Source organism: Runella zeae DSM 19591, from assembly GCF_000423565.1.
GTDB classification, from domain to species: Bacteria; Bacteroidota; Bacteroidia; order Cytophagales; family Spirosomataceae; genus Runella; species Runella zeae.
Window position 1 is genome coordinate 402,652 of the sequence record NZ_KE384036.1, and the last position, 19,061, is coordinate 421,712.

Consider the following 19,061-nt stretch of genomic DNA (forward strand, 5'->3'; position numbering starts at 1 on the left):
AGATTATCACTCCTTTGCATGAAACCAGTTTATTATTACCTTTTTTTGTTAGCCGTTTTTTCTTTTGCATTGAGTTCTTGTCAAGACCCAACGGAAAAAACTGTTCCAGTGAGTATTCAGCGTTTAGAAACGGAAATTTTTGGTGCCAAAACTCCCAACGATTTGGCTGCTTTATTCAAAAAACACCCCTATCTAAAGGCCTATTTTGGACTTCCTAAAAACGCCTCTGATTCTTTGTTGGTAGCACAGCTGTTTGCGAATATCAACAATCAAGATTTGCAACAATTTCAAAAAGAGCTTCAAGCGCAATTTGGCGATTTGGCTGACCTCCAAACCCAGCTTCAAGGGGCGTTTGGAAAAATTAAGGCCAATTATCCCACCTTCAAAGCCCCTCAAGTCATGACTGCCATCACGGGTTTTATGGGTACGGATTTGTACGTATCAGACAGTGTAATCGTAATTGGATTAGATTATTTTGGCGGCCCCAAAGCCAAGTATCGCCCTCAATTGCATGATTACCAGCTGCGTCGATATCAGCAAGAATACATTGTGCCAGCGATTTTGTTTTTTATTTCTGAAAAATACAACAAAGTTGCCAAAGAAGACCAGACCCTCTTAGCTGATATGATTTGGTATGGTAAGGGGTTTGAATTTGTCAAACATATCGCTCCTGCTACAGCCGATAGTCTCATTATTGGGTATTCTACGCAGCAATTGGCCGATGTGTATGCCTCCCAAGAAGATATTTGGGCTTATTTTATTGACAGGAAACTATTATATCAAACCCGTGACGCCGAAAAAGATCGTTTTATCGGCGAGCGACCAGCTACCCCCGAAATTAGTCAATATTGCCCCGGAGGGATTGCACGGTGGGTAGGATGGCGCATCGTAAGCAGGTATTTACAAGAAAAACCCAGCACTTCATTGACAGACTTGATGAATACTACCGACCCTCGTAAAATCTTGGAAGACTCTAAATACAAAGGTCAAAAAGAAGAAGAATGATTGTGCTTTTGTTTCATACTACTCAGCCAAGTTAATATATAAACGACTCAACCCATGGCTCGCCGCAACGATTTCAATACGGATCCTGATGCAACTACTCCCAAGCTTAAATTCAACCGAGAAAATATCTCAAAGGCGCTTAAGATTTTTAGATTTGTACTTCCTTACAAAAACAAATTTTTGATTGGAATTGCCTTTTTAATTTTATCAACAACTACCAATCTCATTTTTCCTAAACTCATCGGCGAAATTGTATCCGTCATTGAAGGCAAATCCAACTATGGACTCAACCAAGTTGTGTTTTTTTTGATAGGTATCCTCATTCTTCAATCTCTCTTTTCCTTTGGTCGTATTTTCTTTTTTTCGATTGTTAGCGAGCGTTCGATGGCCGACATTCGGCAGATGGTGTACAGTAAAATCATTTCATTGCCTGTTCCTTTTTTTGAACAAAACCGCGTAGGTGCTCTCATGAGCCGCATTACGTCCGATGTGCAATCTCTCCAAGATGTACTTTCGTTTACGCTTGCAGAGTTTTTTAGGTCAATTGCCACCGTTGTGGTAGGTATCGTGATTATCTGTCTAATTTCTTGGAAGCTCACTATATTTATGTTGGCTACCTTTCCAGTGGCTATTGTGATTGCTATGTTTTTTGGGCGTCATATTCGTAAATTATCCAAGAAAGCCCAAGATGAACTTGCCCAAGCCAATGTAGTAGTGGAAGAAACACTTCAATCGGTAATGGTCGTCAAGGCTTTTACCAACGAACTCTTAGAAAAGCAACGCTACGGCAATGCCCTGTCGCGGGTAGTGACAGCCGCCCTCAAAGCCGCTAGATTTCGGGGAGGCTTTGTTTCATTTATCATTTTTGCTCTTTTTGGAGGAATCGTCGGCGTCGTGTGGTTTGGAGCTACTTTGGTACAAAGCGGCGAAATGCCACTTTCTGAACTAATGACTTTTTTGTTTTATACCATGTTTATTGGAGGGTCTATTGGAGGTTTGGGCGATATTTATGCCCAAATCCAGAGGACTTTGGGGGCATCTGAGCGTTTGTTAGAGATTTTGGACGAACACTCAGAAGTAGACCTCACCACCCCTCCCCCTCCCCTTGAAGTGACTGGAAATATAAAATTTGAAAATATAAAATTTGCCTACCCTACTCGCACCGACATTACCGTCCTAAAAGACATCTCCTTAGAAGTCGCGGCAGGTCGTAAAATCGCTTTGGTGGGCTATAGCGGCGCTGGCAAATCTACCATTGTGCAGTTGTTGATGAGGTATTATCAGCCTATCTCTGGTCGTATTTTGGTAGATGAGCAAGACATCCAATCTTTTGATATTAGTGCCTATCGGCACAATATCGCCGTAGTACCCCAAGAAGTTATCTTATTTGGAGGGAGTATTCGCGAAAACATCGCTTATGGCAACCCTTCAGCTACCGAAGCACAGCTAATAGCTGCTGCGCGTAAAGCCAATGCCTTGGAGTTTATTGAATCATTTCCAGACAAATTTGATACCCTCGTAGGCGACCGCGGCATCAAGCTTTCGGGCGGCCAACGTCAACGGATTGCTATCGCTAGAGCCATCTTAAAAGACCCAAAAATCTTGATTTTGGATGAAGCCACTAGTTCTCTCGATGCCGAGTCAGAAAAGCTCGTGCAAGAAGCACTCGATAGCTTGATGCAAAACCGTACCACCATTATCATTGCACATCGTCTAGCCACCGTCCGTAATGTAGATTGTATCTATGTCATCAAAGATGGAGTTATTCTTGAATCTGGCTCACATGAGCAGCTCACGGCTTCTCCCGACGGGCTCTATGCTAGCCTAATCAAACTACAGTTTGAGATGGTCGATTAAATCACGATTTATCTTTATTTTACAATATCATTGATTTTCAATTATGTTTTTATTTTTTTGAGAGTCATTTAAATCATCCAATATTCATTCAAATCTTCTAAATGATATGCTAAACCTCATCGTCCGACTTGTAGTGAGTACAGTGGTAGTGATTGTAGCAAGCCGCGTACTCAAAGGCTTTTATGTAGATACTACCCAAACCGCCATCATCGTGGCTATCGTAATGGGTATTCTCAATACATTTATCAAGCCTATTTTGCAGTTTTTATCTTTGCCAATAACGATTCTCACACTCGGCCTATTCTACTTTATCATCAATATTGCATTGGTGTACTTGTGTGCCTATTTGGTAGATGGCTTTGATGTCAATAGTGCTTTGGCGGCGCTTTTGTTTAGCTTAGGGCTTTCGTTGGCGCATTCTATTGCAGGGGCATTCATGGATTAAAAAAACAAAAAAATACCCGTCAGTTTAGCACTGACGGGTGTCTCAACATTACCAAGATGGTGTAGTTATAGTAATTTGTTGACTGAAGACATTAGAGAAAAATTATTTTACTTTTACGTATTGTTTGAAGATTTTGTCAGCAACCGTAAATTCGAAGACATACTCACCAGAAGCTAGATGTCCTAAGTTAAAACGATTGGCATTTGACAAATAACCGTCATACACTACTTCACCTGAAAGGTTCAAAATAGCCACTCCCAAGTCAGCTACGTTTTTGTTAGAAGTAGTCACTGCGAAGCGATTGAGTCCAATCGATTCTACTTGTGGAATGATTACTTCTTTATAGCTATTTTCGTTGATTTCAACGTTACCGTTTTCGATTGAAAGTTCTTGTGAAGACCAAAAACCGTCGTTTGAGCAGTTGAGGTAATAAGTGCCAGAAGGCAACGCATTGAGGTTAAATTGAGTAGTAACATTTTCGTTACCTTTAACTTCACCTGCATATACAATGACACCCTCTTTATCTTTCAATTCTACGTCCAACGTACCTACGTTTGGTTGGTTGATGCGTAATTCAACTTTCTTTGTATCGCGTTTTACTAATTTTACATCCTTGTTGATTAGATGACTTTCTGCCATGGCGCTTCCTGCGTTGGCCAACATCATAGCTGCTAAGATTGTCGAAAGTACTGTGATCTTTTTCATTGTGTTTATTGTTTTAGTACCATCTTGTCACACCTTCATGAGGTGGTTTGTTTTTGACATTGCAAAGTTGTAAGGTTTTGATTTATAAAAAAATAGGGTAAAAACAACCTCTTGATAAAGTCATATACACTATTTAAACCTTTTCTCAAAATAGTACAAAACAAAGAATTCTAAAACCAGATAATTCAATACGCACTAGGTTTCATACAATTAAATTTTTCACAAAATCGAAAAGTTCTTTAAATAATACAACAAAAATAGAAAAAGTACAACACTCAATAATCCAGTTCGCTACCCAAAATGTACAAAAACGTCATTTTGACACTTATCCCAACATTGCTAGCTCACCCCTTCTTTGCATAATTTGAAGATGATGCTCGGTATGATAGACCGTAAAAAGCATCATTTCTTTGAGCGTAATGGGGCCTAATAGAGGATGCGGAATCAAGCAATTTTCTAGGTCACTTTCAGACCACACCAAAAACACCTTCTCCAATTCTTTATAAACAGAAGTAAAAGCTTTTACCAACTCTTCGGTATTATTTCCTTCTAAAATAGGGACAAAGACACTTGGAGCCTGAACTCCCCCACCCAAAGCTTTTTGATAAGTGCTCACCATGACTTCATACGACCTAGATGCGTAAGAAGCCTGCCCCCACTTCTCTACAAAATAGGAAGCAGGCCGCCCCAATACCCTTACAAAAGGCTGCGCCGACTGAATTAGGTGCTGCACATTTTCAGCCGCTGACCATACATTTTCGGCAGGCTTCACATAAAGTACCTCAGAAGGAATATGATTCATAAAAGATACAACTGCATCGGCTTTTGTCCACAATAGGGAAAGAATAGCTACTTTTTCCATGATGATTTGATTGTTTTTGAATTGTTGGTACTTCAATTATAAATTATGAGTGTCGAAACGATAAACTGCCCGCTGTAATACATCCTCTAAATAGCGGCTCTTACCCGTAAGCTTGACCATGATCCACGCGCCTTCATACTCCACCACTGCTTGCTCTGCCAATTTTTGTGCCTCCTCAGGAGTATATTTGTAAGCATACACATGTGAGAGTACTTGTAAATATTCTTCAAAAAATACCCGCATTTGGGGCAAAAATTCATCTGTAACCAATGCTGTTTCGATAGCCATGTTTCCCATCAGGCATCCACCTTCGGTACTAGCTACGATTTTTATTTTTTTTGAAATCATTTTCTCAAGCCGTTGACGCGGAGACAATGATTCATCGTAGGCAATCGGGAATACTTTTTCTTTAAAATAGCTATGAACCAGCTTTAGTACCTCACTCATTAAAGCATCTTTACTAGGGAAATAATGATAAAAACTCCCCTTCAGCAGGCCACAGGCCGCCGCCAAATCAGCCATACTTGTACGATGATATCCTTGCTTTTTAAATAGCAATAAAGCCTGCCTTACCACCTCTTCTTTTGTAACCTTCTGAATGGGCATCTTACAATTGATTTTACATTTTTTGTTACAAGATTAGAACTTAAAAATGATTTTGCCAAACGACCGTTTGGTAAAATATCTATACTATTTTACCAAAATAATATAGATAGATTTTAAGTCTTCGTTACTTATTTCTATAAACCCAACAAACTACCCAATGAGATACCGCTCTCAACTATTACTGCTTGGAGTTTTATTTTTTCATTTAAGCATAGGATTTTCCCAAAAAACCTATTTGTTGAAACCCGCTCGTGTTTTTGATGGGATTGCTACCCATGAAGGTTGGTGGGTATTGGTTCAGGGTGAAAAAATTGTCAGGGTAGGGCCATCTACCGATTTTAAAAACCTATCGAATACTTCTGCCGAAACCATTGATCTCAAAGGCTGTACTTTGCTTCCGGGTTTGATTGAAGGGCATTCACATCTTTTTTTGCACCCTTACAACGAAACACCTTGGGATGACCAAGTACTGCGAGAAGCTCGTTCTCTGCGCACTGCCCGAGCCACCCTCCACGCCAAACTCACCCTTAAGGCAGGATTTACGACAGTGCGGGATTTAGGAACCGAAGGAGCTGAATTTGATGATGTGGGGCTCAAGCAGGCTATCAATCAAGGGATTATTCCGGGGCCTCGAATGCTCATCGCGACCAAAGCACTCATTGCTACTGGAAGCTATGCTCCCAAAGGCTTCAGCCCTGATATAGAAGTACCTCAAGGAGCAGAAGAAGCAGACGGGCACGACAAACTGATTCAGGCCGTAAGAAGGCAAATAGGAAAAGGGGCGGATGTAGTCAAAATTTACGCTGATTATCGATGGGGCTTGATGGGAGAAGCCCGCCCAACGTTTTTAGTAGACGAAATCAAGCTCATCGTAGAAACTGCTCGCAGCAGTGGACGCCCTACTATAGCTCACGCAGGTAGCACCGAAGGAATGCGACGAGCCATAATGGGAGGTTGCGAAACCCTCGAACATGGCGATGCAGGTACTCCTGAGATTTTTAAATTGATGCAAGAAAAAGGGGTAGCTCTCTGCCCAACACTAGCCGCTGGTGATGCTGTGAGTCAGTATAGAGGCTGGAAAAAGGGAGTAGAACCTGAGCCTGAACGTATCAAAAACAAACGCCTCACCTTCAAACAAGCCCTTGATGCGGGCGTCATCATCTGTTTTGGAGGCGACGTGGGGGTGTTTGCCCACGGCGACAATGCCCGCGAAATGGAAATGATGGTAGAATATGGCATGAAACCCCTTGAAGTATTAAAATCTGCTACGTCTATCAATGCTCGGGTATTTCACTTAGCACAACTCGGTCAGATACAACCGTCGTTTTTGGCTGATTTGGTAGCCGTAGAGGGTCGCCCCGACGAGCAGATCAGTGATGTTAGAAAAGTAAAAATGGTCATGAAAAATGGCATTATTTTTAAGGAATAGATGTTAAACTAAAATCACTTATATTAGTTATAAGTGAAAAAATAAGCAAAATCGTTGGGGATAATATAGTGAAAATGGATTTTTTTTCGCAAAATTGTACCCTTGTCCGAATCCATCCAATATTCATTAACCTACCACTGCTCTATGTCAGATAAAGCACAACTTATATTAGAAGGTAAAACCTATGAGTTTCCCACCATCGAAGGATCTGAGCAAGAAAAAGCCATTGATATCAATACCTTGCGCGACTCAACGGGTTATATAACAATCGATAGTGGCTACAAAAATACGGGAGCAACCAAGAGCGCCATTACATTTCTAGACGGCGAAGAGGGGATTTTGCGTTACCGTGGCTATTCAATCGAAGAATTAGCCGAAAAGGCCACCTTCCTTGAAGTAGCTTACTTGTTGATTTATGGTGAACTTCCTACCCAAGCCCAGTATGATCATTTTGAGCATGAAATTCGTACCCATACCCTGGTAAACGAAGACATGCGAAAAATCTTTGAAGGATTTCCAGTCAATGCTCACCCTATGGGCGTACTTTCGTCGCTAGTAAGTGCGATGAGTGCTTTCTACCCTGATTCTTACAATGAAAAAGCACCCGATAGCACCGAAACCCACATTATCAGATTGATGGCCAAAATGCCTACGATCGCTACTTGGTCATTCAAAAAATCACAAGGGCATCCGGTAAACTATCCTAAAAATGAACTCGACTACTGCTCAAACTTCCTTCATATGATGTTTGCCTTACCAGTAGAAGAATACACCGTAGACCCTGTTGTATCAAAAGCCCTAAACAAACTTTTGATTCTTCACGCTGACCACGAGCAAAACTGCTCAACTTCGACAGTAAGACTCGTAGGTTCATCACGTGCCAATCTATATTCTTCTATTTCGGCGGGGATTTGTGCTTTATGGGGCCCTCTTCATGGAGGTGCGAATCAGGAAGTAATCGAAATGCTCGAAGATATCAAAGCCGATGGCGGCGATGTAGCCAAATATGTGGATATGGCCAAAAACGCTAAAACAAGCGGCTTCCGTCTCTTTGGATTTGGACACCGAGTTTACAAAAACTTTGACCCTCGTGCCAAAATCATCAAAAAAGCAGCAGACGATGTCTTAGCCAAATTGGGGGTCAATGATCCCGTTCTTGAAATTGCTAAAGGACTTGAAGAAGCCGCACTGCACGACGAATATTTTGTGAGCCGCCGCTTGTATCCAAACGTAGACTTCTACTCAGGAATCATTTATCGGGCGTTGGGTATTCCTACCAACATGTTTACGGTAATGTTTGCATTGGGACGTTTGCCAGGCTGGATTGCTCAATGGAAAGAAATGCGTACCAACAAAGAACCTATCGGACGCCCACGTCAGATCTATACGGGAGCTACTTTACGTCAATTTGTTGAAATGGCAGACCGTTAGGCACGACTTTATCAATAAGTAGGGTACTATAAAACAGTACTTTTATCCATCAAAATCCCCGACAATGTCTATTTGACAGATTTCGGGGATTTTACGTTTTGAAGCATTATCAATGCTATTCGCTCCTCCAAGTTTTTAAGTTTATTTTGACTCTATCTAAATAACATCCCAAAATATTGTATATTTGCGGTCATGATTGACAGAGCAACATATCAAACAGAACTTTTTAGTAATAGCAAGGGGGTTACGTATCAATGTGACCGCACAGCACGGATTATCGTGGAGTTTGGCGGCTATATCATGGCTTTCAAAATCACCGATTTTCTTTACTTCAAAAGAAAAGTTGACAGTGTAGATTTGCACGCCATGATTTTCAACTTATCTGATGATTATGATTTTGAAGTAATCGAAGCTCCCCAAGCTAATCTATCGCTCAAACTAACCCTCTGTGAGCTGGTTAATCTTCGCGATTTGTTGGCCGGTACTAAGTTTATGCTTGATCTCAACAGTATGCTTTACGAGTTGATTTACAACGTACCGACTTACGCTTGATGTCTACATTCAAAATTTGATAATCAGCTAGTCACTTTTTTGACATCTACATAGAAGTTCTTGTCAACTTCAAACTCTCCTAATTTCTTTATTTTCAAGGTTTTCCAGTCAGAAGTGGGTTGTATTTTTTCCCATTCCCCTTTCTCGTTTTTATATTTAACTGGCATCGCAAAGCCTTCTACGCAATTGTTCCAACGGTACAGCAACTTTTTCTTTTCGATTTTATATTCAAGTACTGGAATCTTGGTATCTCGCAGATATTGGTCAAAAACTTTCGACAAGTCTATTCCTGTTTGCTGACTCATATAATCTTCAATCTGACGGGTAGTGACAGTTTGGTGGTAAAAAGTTTGGTTCATACCTCTTAATACTTGACGCCATTTTTCATCATTATCTACCAATTGACGAATCGTGTGAAGCATATTTCCGCCTTTATAGTACATATCTCCCGACCCACTATGATTGACATTGTAAATGCCAATAATGGGTTTGTCATTACGGATTAGTTTTCGACATCCAATCACGTATTCGCTACCTGCTTGTTTACCAAAATAGTATTCTGTATATAGATTTTCGGAGTAATTAGTAAAACTTTCGTGTATCCACATATCAGCTACGTCTTTGTAAGTAATGTTGTTGGCATACCATTCGTGACCAGATTCGTGGATGATAATAAAATCCCATTTCAAACCCCAACCCGTAGCGGATAAATCTCGACCCAGATAACCGTTCTGGTAGCCATTGCCGTAGGTTACCGAGCTTTGATGCTCCATTCCTAGGTAAGGTACTTCTACCAATTTATAGCCATCTTCGTAAAAGGGATAGGGTCCAAACCAATGCTCAAAAGCGCGCAGCATTGGCTTCACTTGCTGAAATTGGCTTTTGGCTTTTTCCAGATTTTCGGTCAAGGCATAAAACGATAAATCTAACGTCCCTTTTTCACCTTTCAGGGTGTCAGTCCAGCTTACATAATTCCCAATATTGACATTGACGCCATAGTTGTTGATTGGATTCTGAACGTACCATTCAAAAGTACGGGTATTATCATTGTTGTCGATGATACGTCGCAAACGTCCGTTAGAAATATCCATCAATGGTTTGGGGACGGTTACGCTGATTTGCATACTATCAGGCTCATCATACATGTGGTCTTTGCAAGGCCACCACACACTTGCCCCTAGTCCCTGACACGACGTTGCTACAAAAGGCAAACCTTCTTTGTCTTTTTTCCACGAAAACCCTCCGTCCCAAGGAGCACGTTTAGCAACGTGTGGCTTACCACTGTACTCTACCAAAATCGATTCTTGATTACCCCTAGATTGTGGTTTTTGGAGTGTTACAAAAAAAGCATTACCCTCACGACGAAAATCTAGTTCTTTTCCGTCTTGGGTGATTCGTTGAATCGTAAGGGGTCGCTGCAAATCTACTTGTAATACTTGGGCAGACTGAAGCACTTTGTAGCGAATGTTTACACTGCCTTTGATACTACTGTCGGCAGGATTGATGCGGACGTTAAGATGATAAAATTCCAAATCCCACCAAGCGCGTTCTTGGGTGATGCTACCTCTCAAAGTATCGTCATGAGTAAAGGTATATTTTTGGGCAAAAAGGTTAGATTGAGTAATCAAAAATAAGCCTACAAAAGCAAGAAACTTCATTGGATACTAGGTTAGTCGTTGTGCAGAAGTAAATCGGTCAAATTCGATACAACAATAATAGCAGTTTAAGGGCAAAAAAAAAATCCGAACAGGAAGCCCATTCGGATTTAATATCTTTACTCAACGTTATGAAAAACTCTATACTTAAGACGTGAGCAAAGGAATAAGGTCACATTTTTTATATTTTTTTACGCAATTACCACACAATCACCCCTTTCCACTTCGTGTTCTACCTTTTTGTACTTCACATCTTTCACCACGCGCCCGTCACGGTACTGAACGGTCACTTTTTGGTTACGGTCGGCGATTTTGATAGAGCGTACAGGGGCTTGTTTTTCGACTTGGCGAGCTGCATAAGCATTAGGTCCCCCTACCTCTTCTTCTTCTTCCTCTACGCGATTGGTTTGTAGTTTGGGTTCGGGGGCACGACGTGCCGGGCGAGGGGCGGGCTGTTGAGGCTCTTCTTCCTGCGGAATATAAGTCTTCATCAAGAAGCTGATAGTCTCAAAGTTAATCTTAGTCATGAGACGCTTAAATAGCTCCACCGATTCAAACTTATAAATCAACAATGGATCTTTTTGCTCATAAGCCGCATTCTGAACAGACTGTTTCAAATCGTCCATGTCGCGGAGGTGTTCTTTCCATTCTTGGTCGATGAGTGAAAGTACCACAAATTTCTCCATTTCACGTACAATCTCACGACCATTGGTATCGATAGCTCTCTGTAAGTTTACGCCGATTTGAGTACCCTTGATACCATCCGTAAACGGAATCACAATCTCCTGAATTGTCCCGCCATGATCAGCAGCAATTTGTTTAAGTACGGGTACTACTTGTTCAGAGATAACTTTATTCTTTTGGGCATAATGTTGTTCAGCAGCGTTGTACAATCGTTGTACGCGCTGTTCTGGCTTCAACTTATTGTATTCATCACGCTGGAAAGGTGGCTCAATTCCAAAGTTAGTAATGACCGCCAATTCCAATTCTTCGTAGTTACTTTCGGTATTGGTGATGATTTCGTTACAAACTTCATAAAGCGTATCAGCGATGTCAATCGACAAGCGATCTCCAAACAAAGCATTGCGGCGACGTTTGTAGATGTTTTCGCGCTGCATGTTCATCACGTCGTCGTATTCGAGCAAGCGTTTACGAATACCAAAGTTGTTTTCTTCTACTTTGATTTGTGCACGCTCAATCGACTTGGTCACCATTGAATGCTGAATCACCTCACCTTCTTCAAGGCCCATACGGTCCATTATACCAGCGATACGATCAGAACCAAACATACGCATCAAGCCATCTTCGAGCGATACAAAAAACTGAGAAGTACCAGGGTCACCTTGACGACCCGCACGCCCTCTCAACTGACGGTCTACACGACGGCTTTCGTGGCGCTCTGTACCTACAATGGCCAAACCTCCCGCCGCTTTTGCCTCAGCGCTAAGTTTAATATCCGTACCCCGACCGGCCATGTTTGTCGCAATCGTCACCGTACCTGGCTTACCGGCTTCTGCTACGATTTCGGCCTCACGTTGGTGTTGTTTTGCGTTCAATACTTGGTGAGGTATCTTACGCAAGGTGAGCATCCGGCTGAGTAGCTCTGAGTTTTCGACCGAAGTAGTACCCACCAACACAGGACGTCCCTTACTTACCAATTCCACGATTTCGTCTACTACGGCATTGTATTTTTCGCGCACTGAACGATATACTTTGTCTTCTTCGTCTTTTCGTACGACAGGAATATTGGTAGGAATACTTACCACATCAAGTTTATAAATTGTCCAAAACTCCCCAGCCTCCGTTTGGGCTGTACCCGTCATACCACACAGCTTGTGGTACATACGGAAATAGTTTTGGAGCGTAACAGTCGCATAGGTTTGAGTAGCATCTTCTACCTTCACATTTTCTTTGGCTTCTACGGCTTGGTGAAGTCCATCTGACCAGCGACGCCCTTCCATAATACGGCCTGTTTGCTCATCTACGATTTTGACTTTGCCGTCCATGAGTACATAGTCCACATCCCGCTCAAACAAAGAATACGCCTTCAACAATTGTTGTACCGTATGCACACGTTGCGTTTTGATAGAGTAATCGCGGATGACCTCTTCTTTACGCAACAATTTCTGTTGGTCATTATAATCCGGGTTTTGGTCGATGGCGTTCAAGTCAATCGACAAATCAGGAAGTACAAAGAAAGTAGGGTCTTCACCTTCTCCTGTGATATAATCTAAGCCTTTTTCGGTAAGCTCTACACTATTGTTTTTTTCTTCAATGGTAAAAAACAACGGGGCATCAGCTTCTGGCATCAACTTCTGGTTTTCGGCCAAATAGATTTTTTCGGTTTCCTGCATGAGGGTTTTCATCCCAGTCTCACTCAAAAACTTAATGAGAGGCTTGTATTTGGGAAATCCACGATGCGCACGAAACAACGCCAATCCACCTTCTTTTTTATCGCCAGCCGCAATTTTTTTCTTGGCTTCGTTGAGCAAATCTGTCACCAAACGTTTTTGGGCATCCACTATGCGCGACACACGAGGCTTCAATTCTGCAAAATCCTGCTCATCACCACGAGGCACCGGCCCACTGATAATCAAAGGAGTACGAGCATCATCAATCAATACAGAGTCAACCTCATCGACCATCGCAAAGTGATGTTTACGCTGTACGAGTTCTTCGGGCGTATGCGCCATGTTATCGCGCAGATAGTCAAAACCAAACTCATTGTTGGTTCCATAAGTAATATCGGCTAAGTACGCTTGACGACGCGCAAAAGTATTGGGCTGATGACGGTCGATACAATCCACGCGCAACCCGTGAAATTCAAACAGAGGTCCATTCCACTCACTATCGCGGCGAGCCAAGTAGTCGTTGACAGTTACGACATGCACCCCCTGCCCCGACAACGCATTCAAGAATGCTGGTAGCGTAGCCACGAGGGTTTTACCTTCACCCGTAGCCATTTCAGAGATTTTACCTTGGTGAAGCACCGTTCCCCCGATGATTTGGACATCGTAATGAACCATGTTCCATTTAATAGGATGTCCTACTACATTCCAAGTAGTGCTCCAGATGGCTTTATCTCCGTTGATTTTGACATTGTCTTTTTTGGTAGCAAGCTCTTGGTCAAGGAGGGTTGCTGTTACTTCCAACGATTCATTTTCGGTGAAACGCCGCGCGGTTTCTTTCACAATCGCAAAAGCGGTTGGTAGGATTTGAATCAAAACTTTTTCAAGTTCTTTGTCGCGCTCGGCGATAAAAGTATCAATCTGCTTAAAAATTTCTTCCTTCTGATTGACATCCATTTCGGCATTGTCAACAATCTGCTGGCGAAGAGACGCGATTTGGTCATCTATTGACTTAAGTTGACCTGCGATATACGTTTTGAGTTCTTGAGTAGCCTTACGTAACTCATCATGGCTGAGATTGCGAAGTTTAACAAACTCAGCATTTACTTTTTCTACATAGGGAGTAAGTTCTTTCAAGTCACGGTCCGATTTCGTCCCAAAGAGCCCTGTAAAACTTTTAGTGAGGAATTTTATCATTTTTATATATATAATAAGCTGCAACTATCGTCGTATAAGGTCGCAGTGGTTTATCGTTTTTACGTTTCAATGATGCCAGTTCTTTATACGCCACCAATATCGCGCCTAAAGTTCAACATTTTCGCAAAGTTAGCTTTTTGTCAGTAGTTTAATAACAATAATTGCCTCACAATATTTTATTCAGACAAATTGACAGTTAAAAATAGTGACTGACAGGTTGCCATTTTTGATTGTTTGCGTCTACGGATATGGTTTAAAACAAAGAAAGAGGAGTCTCCTCCCCTTTCTTTGTGAGAATATCGTTTTTTTACCAGAAAATCCAATAAATTAAACAAAAAGCCGTAATGACAGCAATGGCACCATACCGAAACTCAGGGGTAACTTTAAACCATTCGGTACGTACTTCAAAAGCATTGGCTTGGTTTTTACCTTTGGATTGGGCGAGACTAATCGCAATATGCACCGCCGAACAAATCCAGAATACTACTCCCATACGATTGAGGAATGGAAAATCAGGATACAAATTTTCAATCACTGCCGATAGTGCAATACTCAATACGGCGGCTGCCAAAGCGCCATTGGCAGTGGCTTTTTTCCAGAAAAAGCCCAACAAAAAGATACTCAAAATACCCGGAGAAATATAGCCCGTATAAACTTGAATGTATTCGAAGGCTTGTCCAAAATTAGCTAACAATGGACTCACCAACAAAGCGATGATAAAAGCAATAACAATCACTAAGCGCCCTGTCCAAACGGTTTGTTTTTCGGTGAGGTTTTTGTTGAAAAACTTCTGGTGAATATCTAATACATAAATCGTAGAAATACTATTGGCTTTTCCTGCCAAACTTGCCACAATCGCCGCCGTGAGGGCTGCAAAAGCCAGTCCTTTCAAGCCCACAGGAAGAAGGTTGAGCAATACAGGATAGGCATTGTCTGGCTTGACGATGCCATTTTGGGTAATACCATTTACGATAGAGGTATCGGCATTTTCTTGAAACAATACATAAGCAGCCAATCCAGGCAATACCACAATAAAAGGCATCATCATTTTCAAGAATGCGGCAAAAAGTACTCCATTACGGGCAGTGTTGATGTCGGCACCTAAGGCACGTTGGGTCATGTATTGGTTACATCCAAAATAATTAAGATTGTTGACCCACTGCCCCCCAATGATAAACATCATGATACCCGGGAGCTGATTGTAGGCATCGATAAAGCCCCCACGACCGTCATGAACTTGGTATTGGCCGGGGGTAAAAATCATGTGTAAATGACTATCTGCTTTTTCTCGAATCAAGCCTAGCCCTTCTAATACTCCAGCCCCTGTGCCTACTTTTACGGACAACAAATCTAGCGCTAGATAAGTAGTAGCCAAACCACCAAATATTAAGCACACCACCTGAATAACATCCGTATATCCAATTACTTTCATTCCACCTAGGGTAATAATGACGGCAAAAGTGGTCAGAAAAATCGCACAAGGCATAAAAGCAAAACCCGTCATTTTTTCGAGGCTCAATGCTCCTAAATAAATGATAGAAGTGAGGTTAACGAAAATGTACAAAAACAACCAAAAAACGGCCATGATAGTCGCCAATCGCTCATTGTAGCGTTTTGACAAAAACTGAGGCATGGTATAAATTTTGTTGTTGAGATACATGGGTAAAAAGTAAACCGCTACAATAATGAGCGCCACTCCTCCCAGCAATTCATATACCGAAATGGCAATTCCCAATTGGAAAGCTTGTCCACTCATTCCAATAAACTGCTCTGCGGAGATATTGGAAGCAATGATAGAAGCCCCGATTGCCCACCAAGTAAGGGAGCCTTCGGCCAAAAAGAAGTCTTTTGAATCGGCGGTTTGTTTGCCTTTGTGTTTGTAAATCCAATAGCCATAACTAGAAACAATCACAAAATAAACGAGAAAGATTACGTAGTCTAGGGTTTCGAGTCCAAGGGTCATAGGGTGCTAGGTTTGAATGGGTAAAAGAGGTAAGGTTTGGAATAATTCGCTAGGTTAGTTTAACATTAATCAGCATCCTTGCCCATAATAGGCATTTTTACCATGTTTGCGTTCATAATGCTTCATGCGTAAACTGTCTTTGATACGTGGGGTATGAGGGTTGATTTGTAAAGTCAAGTAAGCCATACGGGCCACTTCTTCCAACACCGCTGCATTGTACACCGATTTTTCGGCATTTTTACCCCAAGTAAACGGCCCATGATTTTGGAGCAATACCATTTCGACTTCTTTGTGCGACAATCCCCTTCCTTCAAAAACTTCAAAGATTTGATTGCCTGTTTCGTACTCATAATCTCCCTGAATCATTTCGTCAGAGAGTACCGCCGCACACGGAATGTCTTGATGCGTATGGTCGGCATGAGTAGTCCCAAAGATAGGAATATCGCGCCCCGCTTGTGCCCAAGCTACCGCATAAGTACTATGGGTATGAGTGATACCGCCGATGTCGTCCCAAGTTTTGTAAAGCAGCGCATGGGTTTTGGTATCAGACGAAGGGCGCATTGTCCCTTCCACGACTTTGGCATCATAATCCATGATAACGATATCTTCGGGTTTGAGAAGTTCGTAAGGAACCCCGCTAGGTTTGATAGCAAAAACAGCCTTGTCTCTATCAACGGCGCTTACGTTGCCAAAAGTAAATAATACCAGGCCCAATTTAGGCAACTGCATATTGGCTTCGTAACATTCTTGTTTCAATGATTGATATAAGCTCATAAGAAATTCGTTTCTCCTGAAAATGTTATTGCTTAAAGTTAGCTTATTTATAGGCTACTTCGCTGTATCTCAACTGATTCTTCAAATCACGAATCTTGGTATCTTTGTCAATCACCACTAGCTCTACGCCAAACATATCAGCCAAATCTTCGATGTATTCGGTGCTGAGGTTTTGGCTATAAGCCGTATGATGCGCTCCACCTGCCAAAATCCAAGCTTGTAAGCCTACTTCCATACTTGGTTGGGGTTTCCATAAGGCACGTGCGGTTGGAAGTTTGGGAAATGCTTCGGTTACTTCTACGGCTTCCACCTCATTGACCAATAAGCGAAAACGATTGCCCATGTCAATCAAAGATACATTGAGGGCAGGGCCTGCTGCTGCGTCAAAAACCAACCTTACGGGGTCTTCTTTACCGCCGATACCTAATGGATGAACTTCACACTTAACCTTACTTTTGGCAATCGACGGACAAATTTCCAACATATGCGAGCCTAAAACAAGGGGATTGGCAGGGTCGAAATGATAGGTATAATCTTCCATAAAAGAATTGCCCCCTTCCAATCCTGTAGCCATTACTTTGAGGGCACGTACCAAAGCCGACGTTTTCCAGTCTCCTTCTCCACCATAGCCATAGCCCGCAGCCATCATACGTTGAGAACCAATACCAGGCAATTGCCGCATTCCGTGGAGGTCTTCAAAAGTATTGGTATAAGCCGCAAATCCACCTTCTTCTAAAAACGCTTTTAAACCCAACTCTATACGCGCCGCTTCTATCAATGACTGACGCATAAGGCCTCCATTGTGGAGCGAAGGCATGAGTTCATAGGTATCTTCATATTCTTGGATAAGCGTAAAAATATCAGCTTCTGAGATTTGATTGATATATTTTACCAAATCTCCTACGCCGTGGGTATTGACCGAAAATCCAAAGGTCATTTCGGCGGCTACTTTATCGCCATCTGTCACGGCGACTTGGCGCATATTGTCACCAAAACGTACCACTTTCATGGTTTGTAGTTCATATTTAGCGGCTGCCACCCGGCTCCACACGTTGATTTTTTGAATCACGTCTGCTTGCTGCCAATGCCCTACTACTACTTTACGATTGAGGCGCATCCGCGACATGATAAATCCAAACTCTCTATCTCCATGCGCCGATTGATTGAGGTTCATAAAGTCCATGTCAATGCTATCCCAAGGAATGTCGCGGTTGTATTGAGTATGTAAATGCAACAATGGTTTTTTGAGAACATTCAACCCTCGTATCCACATCTTGGCTGGCGAAAAAGTATGCATCCACGCAATGATTCCGATACAGCCCGGCGCTACATTGGCCTCTTGACAAATCGCATAAATCTCTTCGGGGGTTTTGACCACGGGTTTGAATACTACCCTAACGGGGATTTGAGGCGAGTCATTTAACGACCCTGCGATTATGGACGAATGCTCATCTACTTGGCGAAGTGTCTCTTCTCCGTACAAATGCTGGCTTCCAGTGACAAACCAGACTTCAAATTGTTTTAGCATGATTGTTTATAAATAGCGAGTTGTTTCTTAATAACTTTTATTTTTGAACTACCTTAAAATTGTCAATTGATTGTCTGGATTTGGTAGTTCTAAACCCAAAATATCCCTTCGGTAAGGGTGCCTCATCAGTAAAGCTAAAAAACAGTCGGTCATTGACATACAACTGCGTGATACGGTCTTGTACTGAGATTCGAAAATGATATACTTTATTGGCCTCCAGAAGATGCTTTTTATCAGTATATTCGAGCAACACCACATGTTCTTGATCTGCTTGATACTTACCAAATTCGGTCAGTGTGTTGTTTTCTGCGCCAATTTTGGCATAATACAAACTCAAAGAATCATAACTTGCCAATAGAGGTTTTCGCCCCATTACTTTACTTGAGTGGGGGTCAGAGACTTGCCAAAAAAAATCAACATTGGCTACTCTGTCGTTTATCTTGCCTGATACCAGCACAGTACGATCAAACTCCATAGTCCATTGTGAGTTGAGCTCGTGTTTTAGCCAAATAGTAGCTTCCCCATTCACATCCATAATCATCTGCCCGTTTTCGACATAAATACTGTTGTGAGCGCTATCGAGCGTTTCTACAAACCACAAATCAGCGTTGAACCCTTGCTCAAAATTATCCTGATAAGTAGCTTTTTGAGCTACCGCCATCCCAGAAATCAGACAACAAAGCACCCACCATAAACCCATGCTA

General features: G+C 42.0%; 15 protein-coding genes. 6 read left to right on the forward strand and 9 right to left on the reverse strand.

The features are described from left to right. The first annotated feature begins 18 nt into the window (after positions 1-18). The 3 genes from gldB to G563_RS0120225 all read left to right on the forward strand — a co-directional run bounded on the left by gldB (position 19) and on the right by G563_RS0120225 (position 3,307). Entirely contained in the window at positions 19-1,005 is a 987-nt protein-coding gene (gene gldB, locus G563_RS0120215) for a gliding motility lipoprotein GldB (RefSeq protein ID WP_028666905.1), read from the forward strand. A gap of 54 nt (positions 1,006-1,059) precedes the next feature. After that, positions 1,060-2,862, forward strand: a complete 1,803-nt coding sequence (locus tag G563_RS0120220) for an ABC transporter ATP-binding protein (RefSeq protein WP_028666906.1) — start codon at positions 1,060-1,062, stop codon at positions 2,860-2,862. 106 nt (positions 2,863-2,968) lie between these two features. Then, a complete protein-coding gene (locus G563_RS0120225) occupies positions 2,969-3,307 on the forward strand; it encodes a phage holin family protein (protein ID WP_037327581.1) in 339 nt (112 codons plus the stop codon). Between the two features lie 102 nt (positions 3,308-3,409). Here the strand turns inward: G563_RS0120225 and G563_RS0120230 are convergent, their stop codons facing one another. The 3 genes from G563_RS0120230 to G563_RS35400 form a co-directional block, all read right to left on the reverse strand. After that, positions 3,410-4,012, reverse strand: a complete 603-nt coding sequence (locus G563_RS0120230) for a T9SS type A sorting domain-containing protein (protein WP_157585499.1) — start codon at positions 4,010-4,012, stop codon at positions 3,410-3,412. 325 nt (positions 4,013-4,337) lie between these two features. Beyond that, positions 4,338-4,874 (reverse strand): DinB family protein, encoded by a 537-nt coding sequence (locus G563_RS0120235; protein ID WP_157585501.1) that lies wholly within the window; start codon positions 4,872-4,874, stop codon positions 4,338-4,340. A gap of 36 nt (positions 4,875-4,910) precedes the next feature. Then, positions 4,911-5,480 (reverse strand): TetR/AcrR family transcriptional regulator, encoded by a 570-nt coding sequence (locus tag G563_RS35400; RefSeq protein ID WP_051211095.1) that lies wholly within the window; start codon positions 5,478-5,480, stop codon positions 4,911-4,913. Positions 5,481-5,637: 157 nt separating this feature from the next. On the opposite strand from G563_RS35400, the gene G563_RS0120245 reads away from it, so the two are divergent. The 3 genes from G563_RS0120245 to G563_RS0120255 all read left to right on the forward strand — a co-directional run bounded on the left by G563_RS0120245 (position 5,638) and on the right by G563_RS0120255 (position 8,892). Continuing rightward, complete coding sequence (locus G563_RS0120245; protein ID WP_028666910.1) at positions 5,638-6,909, forward strand: metal-dependent hydrolase family protein; 1,272 nt, start codon at positions 5,638-5,640, stop codon at positions 6,907-6,909. Between the two features lie 144 nt (positions 6,910-7,053). After that, positions 7,054-8,340: a citrate synthase gene (locus G563_RS0120250; RefSeq protein WP_028666911.1), complete on the forward strand. Its 1,287-nt coding sequence runs from the start codon at positions 7,054-7,056 to the stop codon at positions 8,338-8,340. Positions 8,341-8,532: 192 nt separating this feature from the next. Further along, the gene (locus G563_RS0120255; RefSeq protein ID WP_028666912.1) at positions 8,533-8,892 is read left to right on the forward strand and encodes a hypothetical protein; all 360 of its coding nucleotides are present in this window, start codon (positions 8,533-8,535) and stop codon (positions 8,890-8,892) included. A gap of 23 nt (positions 8,893-8,915) precedes the next feature. Here G563_RS0120255 and G563_RS0120260 read toward each other — a convergent pair whose 3' ends face one another. The 6 genes from G563_RS0120260 to G563_RS0120285 form a co-directional block, all read right to left on the reverse strand. Continuing rightward, positions 8,916-10,550, reverse strand: coding sequence for a M1 family metallopeptidase (locus G563_RS0120260; protein ID WP_028666913.1), 1,635 nt, complete (start codon positions 10,548-10,550; stop codon positions 8,916-8,918). A gap of 188 nt (positions 10,551-10,738) precedes the next feature. Further along, on the reverse strand, positions 10,739-14,092 hold the full coding sequence (secA, locus tag G563_RS0120265; RefSeq protein WP_028666914.1) for a preprotein translocase subunit SecA: 3,354 nt from the start codon (positions 14,090-14,092) through the stop codon (positions 10,739-10,741). A gap of 307 nt (positions 14,093-14,399) precedes the next feature. Next, positions 14,400-16,055: a sodium/sugar symporter gene (locus G563_RS0120270; protein WP_028666915.1), complete on the reverse strand. Its 1,656-nt coding sequence runs from the start codon at positions 16,053-16,055 to the stop codon at positions 14,400-14,402. Between the two features lie 69 nt (positions 16,056-16,124). Beyond that, entirely contained in the window at positions 16,125-16,829 is a 705-nt protein-coding gene (locus tag G563_RS0120275; RefSeq protein ID WP_028666916.1) for an L-ribulose-5-phosphate 4-epimerase, read from the reverse strand. Between the two features lie 43 nt (positions 16,830-16,872). Then, positions 16,873-18,357: an L-arabinose isomerase gene (araA, locus tag G563_RS0120280; protein WP_028666917.1), complete on the reverse strand. Its 1,485-nt coding sequence runs from the start codon at positions 18,355-18,357 to the stop codon at positions 16,873-16,875. Between the two features lie 37 nt (positions 18,358-18,394). Beyond that, positions 18,395-19,057, reverse strand: a complete 663-nt coding sequence (locus G563_RS0120285; protein WP_157585503.1) for a DUF6250 domain-containing protein — start codon at positions 19,055-19,057, stop codon at positions 18,395-18,397. Positions 19,058-19,061 lie beyond the last annotated feature (4 nt).